General features: G+C 60.5%; 19 protein-coding genes. 17 read left to right on the top strand and 2 right to left on the bottom strand.

Translation table 11 applies throughout. The features are described 5' to 3' along the window. The 3 genes from rplM to glmM are packed head-to-tail and all read left to right on the top strand — an operon-like array spanning position 1 to position 2,365. Positions 1 to 447, top strand: coding sequence for a 50S ribosomal protein L13 (gene rplM, locus ACWFSR_RS11800; RefSeq protein WP_197106426.1), 447 nt, complete (start codon positions 1 to 3; stop codon positions 445 to 447). Positions 448 to 488: 41 nt separating this feature from the next. Further along, complete coding sequence (gene rpsI / locus ACWFSR_RS11795) at positions 489 to 977, top strand: 30S ribosomal protein S9 (protein ID WP_010203784.1); 489 nt, start codon at positions 489 to 491, stop codon at positions 975 to 977. 26 nt (positions 978 to 1,003) lie between these two features. Continuing rightward, positions 1,004 to 2,365 (top strand): phosphoglucosamine mutase, encoded by a 1,362-nt coding sequence (gene glmM / locus ACWFSR_RS11790; protein ID WP_447522441.1) that lies wholly within the window; start codon positions 1,004 to 1,006, stop codon positions 2,363 to 2,365. Positions 2,366 to 2,425: 60 nt separating this feature from the next. Here the strand turns inward: glmM and coaA are convergent, their stop codons facing one another. Continuing rightward, positions 2,426 to 3,373 (bottom strand): type I pantothenate kinase, encoded by a 948-nt coding sequence (gene coaA / locus ACWFSR_RS11785; protein WP_231600380.1) that lies wholly within the window; start codon positions 3,371 to 3,373, stop codon positions 2,426 to 2,428. A gap of 55 nt (positions 3,374 to 3,428) precedes the next feature. On the opposite strand from coaA, the gene glmS reads away from it, so the two are divergent. From glmS to ACWFSR_RS11740, 9 genes are all read left to right on the top strand, one after another. Next, the gene (gene glmS, locus ACWFSR_RS11780; RefSeq protein WP_197106423.1) at positions 3,429 to 5,279 is read left to right on the top strand and encodes a glutamine--fructose-6-phosphate transaminase (isomerizing); all 1,851 of its coding nucleotides are present in this window, start codon (positions 3,429 to 3,431) and stop codon (positions 5,277 to 5,279) included. 8 nt (positions 5,280 to 5,287) lie between these two features. Then, the gene (locus ACWFSR_RS11775) at positions 5,288 to 5,662 is read left to right on the top strand and encodes a holo-ACP synthase (protein ID WP_197106422.1); all 375 of its coding nucleotides are present in this window, start codon (positions 5,288 to 5,290) and stop codon (positions 5,660 to 5,662) included. Then, positions 5,655 to 6,755: an alanine racemase gene (alr, locus tag ACWFSR_RS11770; RefSeq protein ID WP_447522440.1), complete on the top strand. Its 1,101-nt coding sequence runs from the start codon at positions 5,655 to 5,657 to the stop codon at positions 6,753 to 6,755. Before ACWFSR_RS11775 ends, alr begins: the two co-directional genes overlap by 8 nt. Beyond that, a complete protein-coding gene (gene tsaE / locus ACWFSR_RS11765) occupies positions 6,752 to 7,324 on the top strand; it encodes a tRNA (adenosine(37)-N6)-threonylcarbamoyltransferase complex ATPase subunit type 1 TsaE (protein WP_447522439.1) in 573 nt (190 codons plus the stop codon). Before alr ends, tsaE begins: the two co-directional genes overlap by 4 nt. Then, positions 7,308 to 7,928 (top strand): tRNA (adenosine(37)-N6)-threonylcarbamoyltransferase complex dimerization subunit type 1 TsaB, encoded by a 621-nt coding sequence (gene tsaB / locus ACWFSR_RS11760; protein WP_447522438.1) that lies wholly within the window; start codon positions 7,308 to 7,310, stop codon positions 7,926 to 7,928. Before tsaE ends, tsaB begins: the two co-directional genes overlap by 17 nt. Further along, positions 7,925 to 8,416, top strand: a complete 492-nt coding sequence (gene rimI, locus ACWFSR_RS11755) for a ribosomal protein S18-alanine N-acetyltransferase (RefSeq protein WP_197106419.1) — start codon at positions 7,925 to 7,927, stop codon at positions 8,414 to 8,416. The genes tsaB and rimI overlap by 4 nt, the downstream gene beginning before the upstream one ends. After that, positions 8,416 to 9,525, top strand: a complete 1,110-nt coding sequence (gene tsaD / locus ACWFSR_RS11750) for a tRNA (adenosine(37)-N6)-threonylcarbamoyltransferase complex transferase subunit TsaD (protein WP_231599846.1) — start codon at positions 8,416 to 8,418, stop codon at positions 9,523 to 9,525. The genes rimI and tsaD overlap by 1 nt, the downstream gene beginning before the upstream one ends. Before the next feature lie 100 nt (positions 9,526 to 9,625). Next, complete coding sequence (locus ACWFSR_RS11745) at positions 9,626 to 9,904, top strand: DUF4190 domain-containing protein (protein ID WP_197123265.1); 279 nt, start codon at positions 9,626 to 9,628, stop codon at positions 9,902 to 9,904. A gap of 75 nt (positions 9,905 to 9,979) precedes the next feature. Beyond that, on the top strand, positions 9,980 to 10,888 hold the full coding sequence (locus ACWFSR_RS11740; RefSeq protein ID WP_447522437.1) for a DUF4190 domain-containing protein: 909 nt from the start codon (positions 9,980 to 9,982) through the stop codon (positions 10,886 to 10,888). Positions 10,889 to 10,941: 53 nt separating this feature from the next. Here ACWFSR_RS11740 and ACWFSR_RS11735 read toward each other — a convergent pair whose 3' ends face one another. Then, a complete protein-coding gene (locus tag ACWFSR_RS11735; protein WP_197106416.1) occupies positions 10,942 to 12,132 on the bottom strand; it encodes a class I SAM-dependent methyltransferase in 1,191 nt (396 codons plus the stop codon). Positions 12,133 to 12,255: 123 nt separating this feature from the next. Here ACWFSR_RS11735 and groES point away from each other — a divergent pair, with 123 nt between their 5' ends. The 5 genes from groES to ACWFSR_RS11710 all read left to right on the top strand — a co-directional run bounded on the left by groES (position 12,256) and on the right by ACWFSR_RS11710 (position 17,809). After that, positions 12,256 to 12,552: a co-chaperone GroES gene (groES, locus tag ACWFSR_RS11730; protein WP_197106415.1), complete on the top strand. Its 297-nt coding sequence runs from the start codon at positions 12,256 to 12,258 to the stop codon at positions 12,550 to 12,552. 138 nt (positions 12,553 to 12,690) lie between these two features. Then, positions 12,691 to 13,635: an EamA family transporter RarD gene (gene rarD / locus ACWFSR_RS11725; protein ID WP_197106414.1), complete on the top strand. Its 945-nt coding sequence runs from the start codon at positions 12,691 to 12,693 to the stop codon at positions 13,633 to 13,635. Positions 13,636 to 13,690: 55 nt separating this feature from the next. Next, the gene (locus tag ACWFSR_RS11720) at positions 13,691 to 14,977 is read left to right on the top strand and encodes an ABC transporter substrate-binding protein (protein WP_447522436.1); all 1,287 of its coding nucleotides are present in this window, start codon (positions 13,691 to 13,693) and stop codon (positions 14,975 to 14,977) included. A gap of 130 nt (positions 14,978 to 15,107) precedes the next feature. After that, complete coding sequence (locus tag ACWFSR_RS11715; RefSeq protein ID WP_447522435.1) at positions 15,108 to 16,367, top strand: ABC transporter substrate-binding protein; 1,260 nt, start codon at positions 15,108 to 15,110, stop codon at positions 16,365 to 16,367. Positions 16,368 to 16,537: 170 nt separating this feature from the next. Continuing rightward, the gene (locus ACWFSR_RS11710) at positions 16,538 to 17,809 is read left to right on the top strand and encodes an ABC transporter substrate-binding protein (RefSeq protein ID WP_447522434.1); all 1,272 of its coding nucleotides are present in this window, start codon (positions 16,538 to 16,540) and stop codon (positions 17,807 to 17,809) included. Positions 17,810 to 18,107 lie beyond the last annotated feature (298 nt).

The raw sequence follows: 18,107 nt of genomic DNA, 5'->3' as shown, positions 1-18,107 counted from the left end.
GTGACGCGTACATATTCGCCCAAGCCCGAAGACGTCAAGCGGGAATGGGTCATCATCGACGCCGCCGACATCGTTCTCGGTCGTCTCGCCAGCCACGCAGCCATCTTGCTCCGTGGAAAGCACAAGGCCACCTTTGCTCCTCACATGGACATGGGTGACTTCGTCATCATCATCAACGCTGAGAAGGTTGCCCTCACCGGTTCCAAGCTCGCGCAGAAGAAGGCTTACCGCCACTCCGGTTACCCGGGTGGGCTCACGGCCACCACGTACTCCGAGCTGTTGGAGAAGCACCCCACGCGCGCCGTTGAAAAGGCCGTCCGCGGAATGCTCCCCAAGAATTCACTCGGTCGCGCTCAGCTGTCCAAGCTGAAGGTTTACGCGGGTACTGAGCACCCTCACGCTGCTCAGCAGCCGACTCCGTACACCCTCACCCAGGTCGCTCAGTAGCGCCCGCGCTTTACTAAGCAAAGATAAAAGGACTTATTACAGTGGCTAAGATCGAAGATTCAATCACCGAGGGTGCACCCGAGTCGTACACGACCGAGTCGGCAGCAGTTGAGGCGCCCAGCGCACCTCGCCCCGTTCTCACCGTTCCCGGCGCAGCCGTCGGACGTCGCAAGCAGGCAATCGCCCGCGTGCGTCTCGTTCCCGGTTCGGGCACCATCACGGTCAACGGCCGTGAGCTCGCCGAGTACTTCCCCAACAAGCTTCACCAGCAGCTCATCAACGACCCGTTCAAGGTCCTTGACCTGCTCGGCGGTTACGACGTAATCGCACGCATCACCGGTGGCGGCCCCTCGGGTCAGGCCGGCGCACTGCGTCTCGGTATCTCTCGTTCGCTCAACCAGATTGACGAAGAGAACAACCGTGCGATCCTCAAGAAGGCTGGCTTCCTTACCCGTGACGCTCGCGTCAAGGAGCGTAAGAAGGCTGGACTCAAGAAGGCCCGTAAGGCTCCGCAGTTCTCGAAGCGCTAACCCGCTTTCCCTGCTAGCGGCAACGCATGGCACGTCTTTTTGGTACAGATGGTGTTCGCGGATTAGCGAACAGTGATCTTACTGTCGAGCTTGCACTCGGCCTGGCTCAGTCGGCAGCAGTCGTACTGGGTCAGGGTCGAGTTGCTGATGGTCGGCGCGCTTCAGGCCGCCGTCCCGTCGCAGTTGTTGCACGCGACCCCCGCGTATCCGGCGAATTCATTTCCGCCGCAGTATCCGCGGGGCTCGCGAGCTCGGGCGTCGATGTCTTCGACGCCGGAGTAATTCCCACCCCGGCAGCAGCGTTCCTCGTTGCCGATTTCAAAGCCGACCTCGGAGTCATGATCTCCGCGTCGCACAATCCCGCCCCCGACAACGGAATTAAGTTCTTTGGTCAGGGCGGCACGAAACTTCCCGATGAGGTCGAAGACCGCATCGAAGCAGCCCTCGCCGCACCGAGCCTGGCTCCCACCGGCATCGAGGTTGGTCGCATCCGCCGGTTCGCCGATGCTGAAGATCGTTACGTCGTCCACCTGTTGTCGACGCTGCCCAATCAGCTAGCGGGCATCCACGTCGTTCTCGACTGCGCTCATGGCGCCGCGGCCGGCGTCTCACCGCAGGTATTCACGGATGCCGGTGCCAAGGTCACCGTGATCGGTGCAGACCCCGACGGCATCAACATCAATGAGGGCGTCGGCTCGACGCATCTCGACAACCTTGCCTCTGCAGTCCTCGCTCACGGTGCCGATGTCGGCATCGCCCACGACGGTGACGCTGACCGTTGCCTCGCCGTGGACAAAGAGGGCAACATCGTCGATGGCGACCAGATCATGGCAATTCTTGCCGTCTCGATGGCAGAGCGCGGTGTGTTGCAGGACCGCACACTCGTCGCGACCGTCATGAGCAACTTGGGGCTCCGCCGCGCAATGGCTGAGCACAACATCAAGATGCTCGAGACGAAGGTCGGCGACCGCTACGTGCTCGAAGCTCTGGGAGAGCATGGGCTGTCCCTTGGTGGAGAACAATCTGGCCATGTCATCATGACCAAGTTTGCTACCACCGGCGACGGCATCCTCACTGGTCTTCATCTGGTGGCCGAAATGGCGCGCACCGGCAAAACGCTGGCTCAACTAGCCGCTGTGATGACGGTTTACCCGCAGGTTCTTGTGAACGTTCGCGGGGTTGACCACCACTCGCTCGGTTCCAACGCCGCTATCGCTGACGCGGTAGCTGCTGTGGAAGTCGAACTGGGTGACACGGGGCGCGTACTTTTGCGGGCATCTGGCACCGAACCCATGGTCCGCGTCATGGTTGAAGCCGAGCACCACGAGGTCGCTCAGCAGATGGCGGATCGTCTTGCCGCCGTTGTGCTCGCTCAACTCGGCTACTAACGAGCGTTCTCACGGCACGTCGTCGTTACCTGCGTGTGCACCCGGCGTGACCGCGATTCTCTAGGTCTTGCGCAGCAAAACCTTTGAGACTGCATGGTCGGCATCTTTGCGAAGAATGAGCGATGCCCGTGGTCGTGTGGGGCGAACGTTCTGGATGAGGTTGGGCTCGTTGGTGCGTTTCCACACTTCTTGAGCGCGTGCGCGGGCTGCACTCTCGCTGAGGTCGGCAAAGCGGTGAAAGTAGGATCGCGGGTTGCTGAACGCACCGCGCTGGAGTCTCAGGAAGCGCTCCTCATACCAGTGCGCAATGTCGCTCGTGCGGGCATCCACATAGATGGTGAAGTCGAAGAGGTCACTGACGGCGAGGCTATTTCCGGCGCTTGGTGGTTGCAGCACGTTGAGGCCTTCGACGATGAGTACGTCGGGTTTGCGCACAGTCACGGCCGCATCCGGAATGATGTCGTAGGCCAGATGAGAGTAGAAAGGGGCGCGCACCACAGGCTCGCCGGCTTTGATCTTGCTCACGAAGCGGAGCAGCGCTCGGCGGTCGTAGCTTTCGGGAAACCCTTTGCGTTCGAGGATGCCGCGGCGTTCGAGTTCTGCGTTGGGGTGCAGGAAGCCATCGGTGGTGAGGAGTTCGACGCGTGGTGTGCCTTCCCAGCGGGAGAGCAACTCGCGGAGCAGCCGGGCGATCGTGGACTTTCCGACGGCGACCGACCCTGCGACACCAATGACAAATGGGGTGCGCCCGGTGGATGCTCCCAAGAACTGGGTGGTCGCGGAGTGCAGCTGTTGGGCGTTCTCTGCATACAGATTCAAGAGGCGACTGAGGGGGAGATACACCTCAGCAACTTCGGTGAGGTCGAGTTCGTCGCCGAGTCCGCGCAACTCAATGAGCTCCGCCTGGGTCAGGGGAACTTTCATTTTCGGGGCAAGTTCAGCCCAATCGCTCCGATCGATTTCTAGAAAGGGAGAGATGTGACCGTGTCCGGAGCCATGTTCATGCATCCCGAACATCCTATCTGCGCACGGATACCCAGCTTGGGGAACTAAACTCGTCTCCATGTGTGGAATCGTCGGTTACGTTGGTAACGAAAAAAGCCTTGAGGTTCTCCTCGGCGGTCTAAAGCGTCTCGAATACCGGGGTTACGACTCCGCCGGTGTTGCAATCATTGATGAGGCTGGAGTGCTCGGAACGCGCAAGCGTGCCGGCAAGCTGCAGATGCTCTTGGATGACCTCGAAGCCGAGCCTCTGAGCAACGGCGCCACCGGTATCGGCCACACTCGCTGGGCGACCCACGGTGGCCCCACCGATGTGAACGCGCACCCGCACTTGAGCCGTGATTCAAAGCTCGCGCTCATTCACAACGGCATCATCGAGAACTTCTCTGAGCTGAAGAACGAGCTGCTGCTTGAGGGCGAAACTTTCATCAGCGAGACCGACACTGAGGTGGCGGCGCTCTTGGTTGGGCGCGAGTACGACAAGACGGGAGACCTCACTGCAGCGATGCAGAGCGTTGTTGCGCGTCTCGAGGGTGCCTTCACTCTTCTTGCCGTGCACCAAGACCAGCCTCGGGTTGTTGTCGGCGCTCGCCGCAACTCGCCCCTCGTTATCGGTTTGGGCGACGGCGAAAACTTCTTGGGCTCTGACGTTGCGGCTTTCGTGGAGTTCACCCGCCGCGCGGTTGCGATCGGCCAAGACCAGATCGTGACGATCCGTCCTGACTCCGTTGATGTCATCGACTTCGATGGCAACCCTGTTGAGGTCGAAGAATTCGATATCGCGTGGGACGCATCAGCATCCGAAAAGGGTGGCTGGTCGAGCTTCATGGCTAAGGAAATCAGCGAAGAGCCGGATGCCGTAGCCAACACCATTCTTGGTCGTGTTCAGGATGGGCTGGTCAAGCTCACCGAATTCGAGCCCCTCGGAGACGATGTCATTGCGAACATCGATCGCATCGTCATCATTGCGTGTGGAACCGCGGCCTACGCGGGAATGCTCGGCAAGTACGCCATTGAGGCGTGGGCGCGCGTTCCTGTTGATGTTGAGCTCGCTCACGAGTTCCGCTACCGCAACCCGATTTTGACGGACCGCACTCTCGTGATCTCGATCAGCCAGTCGGGCGAGACCATGGACACGCTGATGGCGGTCAAGTTCGCTATGGAGTCCGGCGCGAAGGTTGTCTCGGTGTGCAACACGCACGGCGCAACGATTCCGCGTGAATCGCACGCTGTTGTCTATACGCACGCTGGTCCTGAAGTTGCTGTGGCATCCACGAAGGCTTTCGTTGCCCAAGCGACCGCGCTGTACTTGATTGGTCTGCACATCGCGGGCGTGCGCGGCACGCTCAGCGAAGAAGAGATTCGCGACAATGTGACCGAGTTGCAGGCTATTCCCGACAAGATCTCTGAGGTCTTGGTGACCTCGCAGTCGATCAAGCAGCTTGCGCACTGGATGACGGATACCCAGTCGGTGCTCTTCCTCGGTCGCCACGTTGGCTACCCGATCGCGCTTGAGGGTGCACTCAAGCTCAAGGAACTCGCGTACATCCACGCTGAGGGGTTCGCCGCAGGCGAGCTCAAGCACGGTCCGATCGCGCTCATTGAGCCCGGTCAGGTTGTCTTCGTGATCGTTCCGAGCCCGCGCGACCCCAACTCCTTGCACAAGAAGGTTGTCTCCAACATTCAGGAGATTCGTGCTCGGGGCGCTCGCGTTATCGCGATTGCCGAAAAGGGCGACGCTGCAGTGCTGCCGTTCGCCGATGAGGTTATTCCGATTCCGCTGGCTGGTTCGTTCTTTGAACCGCTGCTTGCTGTCATTCCGTTGCACATCTTCGGCATGGAGCTTTCTGCTGCGAAGGGACTCGACGTCGATCAGCCTCGCAACCTCGCGAAGTCTGTCACCGTCGAATAGGTTTCACCGTGATTGTGGGGATCGGTGTGGATGTCGTCGATATCGCCCGCTTCGAGCGAGCGTTGCAGCGCACACCGACCCTCACATCGCGCCTGTTCTCTGAGAGCGAACAGCTCAAGGATGGCAAACCTCGCCCCCTGCGCTCCCTAGCGGGGCGTTTTGCGGCGAAAGAAGCACTCATCAAGGCGCTCGGCGACTCTTCCGGAGTCACCTGGCACGACATGCGGGTGGTTTCCGATCAGCTCGGTAATCCTTCGCTTGAGCTCCACAATTCGACCAAAGCCATTGCCGAACGTCGCGGAATCACCTCGGTGCACCTGTCGATGAGTCACGACGCCGGAATCGCGATCGCCTATGTCATCGCGGAGGCACACCATGGCTGATCTTCGACTCGCCACCATCAACACGGCGGCCATCACCCACAACGTTGCGACCCTGCGTGCGCTCGTTGCGCCGGTGCAGGTGATGGCTGTTGTCAAAGCCAATGGGTACGGCCACGGTGCTATCGAGAGTGCCCGTGCGGCTCTCGCGGGAGGCGCCGACTGGCTCGGCGTTGCTGACCTGACCGAGGCCTTTGCCGTGCGCGGCGCCGGCATCGACGCTCCGCTGCTGGCGTGGTTGCACCAGCCGGGGGCTGCGTTTGGCGAAGCGGTTCGCGCGAACATCGACCTCGGCGTGAGCAGCACTGAGCAGCTGCATGAGGTTGCCGCGACATCCGATACTGCGTTCGTGCATTTGAAAGTCGATACAGGCTTGCATCGCAATGGCGCCTTCCTTGAAGAGTGGCACCAGTTCTTCGAAGCGGCGGTTGTTCACGAGCTCGCGGGTCGCATTCGCGTGCGGGGTCTGTGGAGTCACCTCGCCAATGCGGGCGCCGAGCACGACGCTGACCAGATTGAGCAGTTCTCGGCCGCGGTCGCCATGGCAGAGTCGGTAGGGCTCCGCCCCGAGCTGCGCCACCTGGCCGCGTCAGAGGGCGCGATCAAACATCCTTCTGCCCGGTTTGACCTCGTTCGTGTCGGCATCAGCAGCTATGGCCTGTCGCCCGCCGACGACGTGGATGCCGCGGCTCTCGGCCTTATGCCGGCAATGACTCTCAGCGCTCCTGTCGTGTCGGTGAAGCGTGTTACGACCGGTTCTGGGGTTTCCTATGGTTATGCCTATCGCTGCGAGCAGGACACGACGCTCGCGCTTGTGCCGCTTGGCTACGGCGATGGTGTTCCTCGTCACGCCTCCAATCGCGGGCCAGTTTCCATCAACGGTGTCGTTGGTCGGGTCGCGGGGCGAGTTGCGATGGATCAGATTGTTGTCGATATGGGCGATGCGAACGTTGCGGTCGGCGACCGGGCAATTCTTTTCGGTGACCCAGCACAGTCAGTTCCGACAGCGGATGACTGGGCTGCGGCCGCGGACACCATCAATTACGAAATCGTGACCCGCATCGGTTCTCGTGTTACCCGCAGGTATGAGTCGTGACCACTCTGACAATCGCTTCTCCCGACAGCATGGCCGAGCTCGGGGCCATTATTGCCGCGCAACTCGTGGCCGGTGATCTGGTGATGCTCAATGGTGAACTTGGCGCGGGAAAGACAACGCTGACGCGGGCGATCGGGGAGACTCTCGGCATCCGGGGCACGGTCACGAGCCCCACTTTTGTTCTGGCGCGCACGCATCCGCGACTCGACGGCTCGGGAGCAGAAGTCTCGCACACCGAGGCGCCTCCGCTCGTGCACGTGGACGCGTACCGCCTCGGTAGCGCCGTTGAACTCGACGACCTCGACATCGACTTTGAGGCATCCATCGTCGTTGTCGAATGGGGTGCAGGCCTGCTCGATGGAGTGAGTGAGAGCTGGCTCACTGTCGATATTGTGCGCCCGGTGGGTGCTGGGGCGGCAGATGAAGATCCCGCTTCAGGCGGCGACAGTGCCGCCATCGATCACACCGATGACTTTGCCGAAGAAGCGATCGAACCACGCACCGTTACCGTGACCGGAAACGGCCCGAGGTGGGCAGACATGGAGTGGCTTAATGCTGTTAGCGATTGATACCTCGGCGGGCACGAGTGTCGCGATCGTTGACGCTCAGGGTGTGATGCATGCGGAACGTAATTCATCAGATACTCGCAAGCACGCCGAAGTGGTTGGCGACTTCATCCACGGCTGCATTGCCGACGCTGGGTGCGCCGTAACCGACCTGACCGGTGTCGTGGCGGGAATGGGCCCAGGGCCCTTTACCGGCCTGCGGGTGGGCATCGTGGCGGCTCGAGCGTTTGCGTTCGGCGCTGGCGTGCCTGTGCTGCCCGTTGTGACCCACGACGCGATTGCCCTTGGCGAAACGGAACCGATCGTTGTGGCGACCGACGCCCGTCGCAAAGAACTTTACTGGTCGACATATGAAGGGTCGGATGCCGCGGGCTTGCCCGTGCGCGTTGCTGGACCCGCGCTCGCCCCTGCCGCCGCGCTCGCCGCGAGCGTTCCGAATTTCGACCACTTTCAGCTGAGGGACTCGGAGCCTGTGCTGGCCTCGAACCTGGCTCGCCTTGCGTTTCTGCTGCGCGAACACAATCGCCCCTTCGCTGGCGAAGAAGCGCTCTACTTGCGTTCGCCAGACATCACGCTCTCTGCAGGGCCGAAACGAGTGACCGCATGAGCTGGCAATTGCGCCGCGCTACTGAGAGCGACCTCGATGGAATCATGGCCATCGAGCACAGCGAGTTCGCAAACGACGCGTGGTCGAGCGACATGATGCGTGCCGAGATTCGTGACAACCACGGGTACTACGTGATCGCGCATCCGGTGGGGGAGCCCACGGTGGTGACGGCCTATGCAGGTTTACGGTCACCCTTTCGGTCGCCGCAAGCGGACATCCAGACGATTGCTGTTTCTTCGGATGCCCGCCGCCAGGGCATCGGCCGGGCGCTCATGCATGCGCTCATGGTGGAAGCTCGTGATCGTGGAGCGAGCGAACTCTTTCTCGAGGTGCGCGACGACAATCCTTCTGCGCAGCGCTTGTACGATTCGCTCGGGTTCGAGCGTATTGCGGTGCGACCGAACTACTACCAACCGGATGGGGTTGATGCCATCGTGATGCGACTCACTATTCCTGAACCCAAGCTTTCACCGGCGGTGGGCGCATGATGACGAATTCAGTGCCAGCGGTAGCACGCTCTCCCCTTTCGGGGCAGCTTCCCGCCAACACCACGAATCCCCTTGTGTTGGGTATCGAGACGAGCTGCGACGAGACCGGCATCGGTATCGTGCGTGGCAACCATTTGTTAGCCAACGTGATCTCATCCTCGATGGATGAACATGCCCGTTACGGGGGAGTGGTGCCGGAGGTTGCGGCCCGCGCGCACCTCGAGGCGATGCAACCGGCGTTGGAGCAGGCGCTCGCCGAAGCCGGCGTTGAGTTGTCAGAGCTAGATGCGATCGCGGTCACGAGTGGTCCGGGGCTTGCAGGCGCGCTCATGGTCGGAGTCGCGGCGGCGAAGGCGCTCGCGGTGGCCACGGGTAAACCGCTGTATGCGGTCAATCATTTGGTGGGCCACGTCGGCGCGGATGTTTTGCGTGACGATGGAACTGAGATTGAACTTCCCACGATCGCGCTGTTGGTGTCCGGCGGCCATACGTCGCTGCTCGAAGTGCGTGACCTGGTTTCTGATGTTGAGCTCCTCGGCGAGACGATCGACGATGCTGCGGGCGAGGCTTTCGATAAGGTCGCGCGTTTGCTCGGCTTGCCGTATCCGGGCGGGCCGCACATCGACCGTGTGGCGGTGGGAGGCAACCCGAAGGCGATCCGTTTTCCACGGGGACTCACCCATGCCAAAGACGTTGACCGTCACCGCTACGATTTTTCGTTCTCGGGCCTCAAAACGTCGGTTGCTCGGTGGGTTGAGCGCGAGCAAGACGCGGGTACTGATTTTTCGATTGCGGATGTCGCGGCAAGCTTCCGCGAGGCCGTCGTTGATGTTCTCCTCACCAAGGCCGTCTCAGCGTGTGTCGATCGCGGAGTTCCTCGCCTTTTGCTCGGTGGCGGAGTCGTGGCGAATGCGCGAGTTCGCGAGCTCGCTCGGGAGCGTTGCGCGGAGGCAGGGATCGAATTGCGCATTCCGCCGTTGTCGCTCTGTACCGACAACGGGGCGATGATCGCAGCGCTGGGAGCCCAGCTGATTATGGCAAGCAAAGAACCCTCAACGTTGGGCTTTAGTGCTGATTCGACGCTCCCGGTCACCCAAATTCAGGCGTAACACTGGCGAGAAATCTGGGTGTGCTGCGTTGACAGGCTTCTTTCAGGCTGAGAATATAGGTGCGCCGGTTTCGGCATCATCACCAAAGGAGACCTTCGTCATGTCAGAACCCACGCCTTACGCCGCATCGCCCGCAGGCGCGCCGGTTGCCAAATGGAACGTCCTCTCGATCATCTCCCTCGTGACGTCGGTTCTCGGCCTCAGCCTCGTCGGCATCATCCTCGGGCACATCAGCCTGAGCCAGATCAAGAAGACGGGTGAGCAGGGCAACGTGCTCGCCATCATCGGCCTCATCCTCGGATACCTCGGTTTCGTTGTCTTCCTCTTCCTCGCCATTGGCTTCGTCGTCACTCTCGGCGCTGTAGGAACCTCGTACTAAGTAGCAACTCACGAAAAGGGCCCGCACGCGAGTGCGGGCCCTTTTCTGTGGGGAGAGTCTTGCTAAAGTGTGCGCATGGCTACCAACAACTCAGACGACTCAATTCCGTCGATCTCAACGCCCGGCGCGTCCTCAACTTCCGGCGAGCCCCTGGCGAAGGCCACTCCCTCAGCTAAGAAGCCCGCAGCGAAGAAGTCGACTACCTCCAAGTCGACCACTGCATCCGAATCGACTTCTGCGGCCAAGGTAACCGCCGGGCCCAAGGTCAGTGCAGCAAAGAACACTCCAGCTAAGTCCGCAACCGCTAAGGCCTCAACAACGAAGGCTACGGCGACGAAGGCCGCCACTGCGAAGTCGACGACGGCCAAGGCTGCCACGACGAAAGCCGCGGCAACTAAGGCTGCAGCGGCCAAGACGACCGCTGCCACGACTGCAGCGGCTAAGACTGCCAAGGCAAATGAAACGGCTGCGCCCGCGTCTGCTGCGCCGACCGCAAGCAGCACGGGATCAAGTGTCCCGCCGGTATCGTCAGCGCCCAAGGCCGCCCCGGCTGCCCCCGCAGCGAGCGACGCCGTGAGCGCTGTTTCGCCCGCGGTAACACCACCCGCTGCAGCCGCTAATGATCCCTACTCTGCCCCGACCGGAACCCCAATTCCCGGCTATGCAGCCAGCGCCACCCCCGGTCAGGCGCCATATACGCCAGTCCCTGCCGGTCCGCCGCAGGGCCTGTCGATCGCCTCGATGGTTACCGGAATCGTGGGTGTCTTGTTGACCTTCGTCGGTATGGGACTCCTGCCTGCCGCAGCAGCCGTAGTTCTCGGACATCTAGCGCAGAAGAAGCAGAAGTATGCCCGGCCGTTCTGGTTGACCGGTCTCATCACTGGTTATGTCGGAGTCGGGCTGAGCATCATCATTGGGCTCGTCGTCGCAGCGGTATTCTTCCTGCCGTTCATGCTCATGGGTGGAAACGACTACCGCTTCTAATCGCCACTCTCCGCTGAGCTTCTCGCTCACCCGTTGCGGCGAGCTGCCTAGTCTCAGGCCGGCGTTGGCGTGACGCGCTGCGCAAGCAGTGCGCGCCGCTTGCCAGCAACGCGCGTCAGAATCAAGGTCGCGCTGTTCTCGCCCTTGAGCGAGAGTGACGTTCTAAAAGTCGCGGGGTCGATATCGACCCCGCGCTTTTTGATTTCCAGGGTGCCGATCTTGCGCGCCGCCAGTTCCTTTTTGAGTGAGCGCTTGTCGAGAGTGAAGTCCTCGACGATCTCGAAGCAGGTGGCGAACGGGCTCGCGACAGCGGCATCCGCACTGAAGTAGGCGATTGAAGTGTCGAGCATGCGCCCGTTCAGTTGTCGTGCGAGATCCCCGATGAGGCGCGCGCGGATGACAGCGCCGTCGGGTTCGTAGAGAAACTGCCCGAGCTCTCCCGCGGGTTCGTCTTCGCTGTCAGCGGCTGCCGTGAGTTCAGCGGTGCCGTGGTCTCCGATCACGAGGGCTGCTCGCCGGATGCCGGGGCGGGCGACAGCCCCAAACCAGAGTCCGAGCTCAACGACTTCGCGCCCAACTGAGATCCACTGGGCTTCGGCGGTGTCGGGGATGAGGTCGCGGTCGATTCCGGGGCCGAGTTTGATGCCGGTGGGGTAGCGCTCGGCAAGACCGAACGCAAAATCGAGGGAGGGCGTCCAGTCGGCGGGGTTGGTGAGGCGAACCCGGGCATCGCGGCGAGCAGGATCGAGATACACGCCGTCGATGCCAGCGAGGTCGGCGGTTTCGGCATCGCCATGAACGACCTGAGCGTTGCTCCACGGCGCGAGGTTGAAGCTGGCAATAGCGGCGGTGGTTTCGTCACGCTCAACGGCGGTGACGTTGATCTCGAGCGCCGCGATGGCGAGCGCATCCGCTCCAATGCCGCAGCCGAGGTCGGCCACCCATTTCACGCCGGCCTTCGAGAACCGACCGGCGTGCTGGGCGGCAACGGAAAGGCGAGTTGCTTGTTCGAGGCCAGCCTCGGTGAAGAGCATCCGGTCGGCAAACGGGCCAAACTTGCTGGCCGCTTTCGCGCGAAGTTTGGATTGGCTCAGCACGGCGGCAACTAGGCCGGGGCTGTGGCCGGCCTTGCGAAGCTCGGCGACGGTGCGCACGATTTCGTCACTCGAGTGCCAGGTCGGCAGCGAGTCCAAGAGGCGAAGGCCCTCGGCTGAAAGTAGCTCGCGCAATTCGCTCTGATTCATTCTCTAACCGTATCCGCATCCGTATTGGCACTCACGTTGATCGAGTGCCAACCAAGCCGTATAGTTGATCTGGCACTCCCGTACGGAGTGTGCCAGCCCAAGCACTTTAGAAAGAGGTCAAACGTGTCGGTGTCCATTAAGCCGCTCGAAGATCGCATTGTTATCAAGCAGGTCGATGCAGAACAGACCACCGCGTCTGGGCTCGTCATTCCTGACACTGCGAAAGAGAAGCCCCAAGAGGGTGAAGTAGTCGCTGTAGGTCCCGGTCGTATCGACGACAACGGAAACCGCGTGCCGCTCGACATCGCAGTTGGTGACAAGGTCATCTACTCCAAGTACGGCGGAACCGAGGTGAAGTACGACGGAGAAGACCTTCTCGTACTTTCGGCTCGCGACGTTCTCGCTGTCATCGTTCGCTAAGTAGTCTCTCGCTCACGCGAAACTAACTTTCTCGTCTCCCGTTCGCGGTGAGGCGTTTCGAAAGCCCAGGGCCTCGGCTCTGGGCTTTCGTCGTTCCTGGTGGCTTTCATGGGCAGCATCCGACCCTAGGATTTAGTAGTGACCTCCACTTCTTCGGCGACTGATCGCGTCTCGCCTAGCGGCCTCGGCTTTGCTATTTCTGCCTACGTCCTGTGGGGCGCGATGCCGATCGTGTTTTTCTCGCTCAAAGAGTCGGGAGCGATCGAGATTGTCGCGTGGAGAATCGTGCTGTCGCTGGTGTTTTGCGCGGCACTTTTGGTGGTCACGCGGGGATACGCACGGGTCATGGCGATCGTCCGCGATCGTCGTACCTTCTGGATGTTGGGCTTGGGTGGCGCCTTTGTCGTCGTCAACTGGCTCATTTACGTGTACGCGAGCCTGAACGGCCACATTGTGGAGGCTGCTCTCGGCTATTTCACGAACCCGATTGTCACGGTGCTGCTCGGGGTGCTCGTGTTGCGCGAGCGACTTCGCCCGCTGCAGTGGGTTGCCCTGGCGATCAGCGCGCTCGCTGTTCTCGTCTTGGCCATTGGCTACGGCAGCTTTCCGTGGATCGCGTTGGGCCTCGCTTTCAGCTTCGGTCTCTATGGGCTCGTGAAGAAAAACGTGGGTCCGAAGGCGGATGCCGTGGGCGGCCTCGCCGTCGAGACAGCGTTTTTGACGCCTGTTGCGATTGTTGTTCTGCTCGTGCTTGCGGCCAACGGGCAGCTCGCGGCGGGCACTGCGGGCCCGGGACACCTCACTTTGACGCTCTTTTTGGGTGCCATCACCGCGATCCCATTGATTCTGTTTGCTGCTGCAGCGCGGCGGTTGCCGCTCACCTATATGGGCTTGGCCCAGTACTTGGCGCCGATCCTTCAACTCATTGTCGGCGTCTTTGTTTTCCATGAGGCGATGCCGCCAGAGCGCTGGTTGGGCTTCGCGATCGTCTGGGTGGCGCTCGCCATTCTTACGTATGACCTGTTTCGGCACTCTTCTCGCACGCGGCTCGGTTCAGCCGCTGAAGCTCCGGGCGCACCGTAGTATTCCTCTGAAGGTGCGTGATCGCCCGAGATTGGGCACCGAGAGAGGTAAATCAATGACGAGGTTTCGCACGACTCGACGTGTGATTGTGGCGGCAACTATCGTTGTGGTTCTCGCAGCGTGCAGTTCACCGACGCCCACGGCAACGCCGGTTGCGGCATCAACGCCAACGGCAACTCCCGCTCCGGTCGTGACGCCGACGGGCGATGGCGTTCTTCGCATTGGAACGATCTTTCCTACCAGTGGCACGTTCTCCTTCTTGGCTGCAGCGCAAAAAGCGGGTGTTGCGGCAGCGGTGAAAGAAATAAATGCTGCCGGGGGAGTGAACGGTGAGCCTGTCGAGATTGTGGCGGTCGATTCGGGCGAGGCCAAGAACGCGAAGCTGGAATCGGGTTTCAAGACCCTGGTGTCAAAGGATGTCGACGTGGTGATCGGCCCGTCATCGTCGGTGCTGGCGCAGCGAGCGATCCCGTTGGCGATAGAGGCGAAGATCCCGCTCATTTCTCCTGCCGCGACGCTGTCGAGTCTCGACGACGTTTTTGACGACGGGTACTTTTTCCGCACCATTCCTGCCTACGACCAACAGGGGTACGCACTAGCGGAGGCATTGGCTGGTGGCGACACAACGCAGAGAATCGCTTTTGTCTATATCCACGATGAGGAGGGCGTAGCGCTGCACGACACGTTCGTCGAAGCACTCGCCGAGTACGACACCGAACTCGTCGCGGATGAGGTCTTCACGAGTGCAACGACGAAGTTCGACACGATCACCGCCAGCGTGAAGAAGGCAGAACCCGACATCGTGGTGATCGGGTCGACCTATGAAGCTGAGAAGGCAACGAAGGCCGCCATCGAGAAGATCATCGCGGCCGGATATAAGGGTTCGGAGCTCTGGCTCACCTCGCTGAACACGGGCGACTATTCGCAAGCGTTCAAGAACGGCACGCTCAAGGGCGTTCGCGGGGTGATTGAGGGAGTTCAGCCGTCGAAGACCTTCACCGCCACGCTCAAGGCCACCAACTCAAAGTTGACAACCTACCGCTACGGGGCCGAAGCGTATGACGCCACGATGGTGGCGGCGCTCGCTGCAATCGTGGCGGGGGACGATGCGGGTGAGGCCATCGCCGGTTCGCTTTACGATGTCTCGAAAAGCGGTGTGAAATGTCTGAGTTTTGAGGAATGCCTCGAAGTGCTCAAGACCACGAACGACATCGACTACGACGGTGTTTCTGGCCCCGTGAACTTCACTCCTGGTGGCAACGTAGAGCCCGCATTCTGGGGTTACTACACTTATGACGGCGAAAATAAGTTCGTCTATAAGACTGGCTCAATCGTCGGCTAGGTCGAGTGCCGCCCGGATTGGGGGCGAGATTGTGCCCATAAATGGCCCGCTCTGAGTTCTTCTTTTCAGCATTGGCCAGTACCGTAACAATGCCGCTCTCTGTTGGGGGTGGTAGATAGGAGCGACTGTGATGACATCCATGCCCTATGGATCACGCGTGTCGTTGCGAACCCGACGCGGGTTCACGGCAGTTGCAGGCGTTATCGCTGCGGCCCTTGTGTTGAGCGGATGCTCGGCCGAGGCGCCGGTTGAAGAGACCCCTGCGCCCAAAGATTTGACTCTCACCGTCGGAGCCCTGGTGCCCGAGTCGGGAGCGCTCGACAAATTCGGTCCGGCAGTGTCTGCTGCGATCGCATTGGCTGCTCAAGATGTGAATGACGCCAATGCCAAGCTCACGGTGAACGTGGAGTCGGCTGATTCCGGCGACTCCACGGGAACGACCGCTGAGGATGCCGTCACGGAGTTGCTCGCTGCTCGCGCGACGGTGATTATCGGCGGACTCTCCAACGGTATTTCCAAGAAAGTGATCGACACGATCACGGAAGCGGGCGTTGTCGAGATCTCGCCGGCGAACGATTCTCCTGACTTCTCCAACTACGGTGACAACAACCTGTACTGGCGCACCTCGCCGTCCTGCGCGCTCGAAGGCACCGCATTAGGCAATGAGATGGCAGAGCGTATTGGTGAGGGCTCGATTGCGATCCTCTCCGAGGACACCCTGTGTGAACCGCTTCTCCCGCGTGCCTTGAGTGAGGCATTCTTGCGTGGTGGTGGCGAATTGCTTTCGCAAGAGATGATCGATGAGAGCGCAATCGATCTCGATGAGCAGATCGATCGAGCGATCGCAGCCAAACCGGATGCCGTAGCAATCGTGGGTTCAAAGCGATCCGAGAAGATTGCCAAGGCTTTCATCGCTGCCGGTTACTCGGGCGACCAGCTCTTCTTTACCGGGCTATCGCTCGGCGAGCGTGGCTCGGGATTCGCGGCGGGCAGCCTGACCGGTTCCATCGTGACGCATCCGGGGCTTGATGTTTCGACGATCTCGGACTTCACCGATCGACTGCTGGAAATCAACCCCAGCCTCAAGGACTTCAGCTACGCCGCTGAGAGCTATGACGCGGTCATCCTCGCGAGCTTGGCGGCCTTGGCCTCGCAGAAAATTTCGGGAGAAGCAATCTCGAGCAAGCTGCAAGAGGTCTCTGGTGGCAGTGGTGACGGCGAAGTGGCGACAACATTTGCGGATGCCGCGAAGATTGTGCTCGATGGGCGCACCGTTGATTACGACGGTGTTTCAGGCCCGATAACCCTCAATGACAATGGTGATCCACAGGGCGCCATCATTGGGATTTACCAGTACGGTAGCGACAACGTGTACACCCGGATTAACTGAGAAACGCCCTTGTTTCTCAAAGTCTACGAATGGTAACGATTCCCAAGAGCGTTACAAGGCTGTAGTACAGACGTATTGTGCGGATGTGCCGGGTGGGCATAGCTTGACAGTGTGGTGACACGGTAGTGCCACATTTGATTCCTGAACACATTCGAAACGCAAGGAGCAACATGAGCGTATTCGCGAAGGCTACGGCCTCCCCATCACGGTCCAAGCGGACCCTGTTGAGCGGTCTCGCAATCGTCGGTGCAAGCGCACTGGTATTGGCTGGCTGTGCTACTGACGGTGGAGAAACCTCCACTGGATCCGAGGGTGGCGAACTGTCCCTCAAGCTTGGAACGGCACTGCCCGTAACCGGTAACCTCGCATTCCTCGGCCCGCCCGAGATCGCAGGAACCGAGTACGCAGCGTCGCAGATCAACGAAGCCGACGCTGGCATCCAGATCGACCTCATTCAGGGCGACTCCGGTGACACCGACAACAAGGCATACGAGACTGAAATCCCTCGCCTGCTCGGTGAAGACGTTTCCGCAATTCTTGGTGCAGCATCCTCGGGTGTTTCGCTTCAGTTCATTGACCAGGTTGTTGGCGCTGGAGTAATCCAGTTCTCGCCGGCAAACACCTCGGCCGCATTCACGACGTACGACGACAAGGGCCTGTACTTCCGTACCGCTCCTTCCGACGTGCTTCAGGGTGAGGTTCTCGGTAACCTGATCGCTGGCGATGGTCACGAGACCCTCGGCATGATCGTTCTCAATGACTCCTACGGAACCGGTCTTGCCGGCTACACGCAGGAAGCATTCGAAGCCGCCGGTGGTGAAGTTGTTTCACAGCCCACCTACAACACCGGTGACACCACGTTCGATGCTCAGATCTCTGAAGTTCTTGCTTCTGACCCTGACGCCATCGCGCTGATCACGTTCGAAGAAGTTTCGACCATGCTCCCGAGCATCGTCAGCAGCTTCCCGGCCGAGAACCTCTACTTCGTAGACGGTAACCTCGCCAACTTCGGTGACGAGTTTGCTACTGGAACCCTCGAGGGCGCCAAGGGAACTCTTCCCGGCCTGAGCGTCGACACGATTGCTGACTTCACGTCGGCCGTCAACGACTTCTGGGTCGAATCCGGACAGCCTGAGCTCGAAGAGTTCAGCTATGCAGCAGAGTCCTACGACTCGGTAATCCTTCTTGCTCTCGCATCGCTCGCAGCCGGTTCCACCGACTCCGCAGCAATCGCTGAGAAGCTTCAGGAAGTATCGGGTGGTTCGGGCAACGGCGAGAAGTGCACCACTTTCGCTGACTGTGCAGAAATCATCAACGGTGGCGACGTAGCTGACTACGACGGCATCTCTGGTCCGATCACCTTCGATGAGCTCGGTGACCCCACCGAAGCTCAGGTTGGTATCTACCAGTACGGTGAAGACAACACCTACAGCGCTTACTAAATCTCTCCGAGAGTCACTCTCTCAGAGAACGTAAGTTAGCTCAGAGAAAGGCCCCAACCCTCACCGGGTTGGGGCCTTTTTCGTGCGCCCCGCGTTCGGATGTTGTGCTGAATTTCTTTCACGGAAGTCACTAGCGGTGAACCAAACCTGAAACAGCGTCAGGAGCCGTCGTGTGGACGCGAAAGGGCTGTGCGTGAATATCAACCCGCCGAGGGGTGCAAACGCGGCTTAGCGGGCAGCGTGGCGCTCTCTAGCCCTATGGCGAGCCGTGAAGCTGAGCTGCGGAGCGGATGAGAGG

It is taken from the genome of Salinibacterium sp. NYA9b (assembly GCF_976973725.1).
The sequence above is the reverse complement of the archived record's forward strand: the minus strand, read 5'-3'. Positions and strand labels throughout refer to the sequence as shown.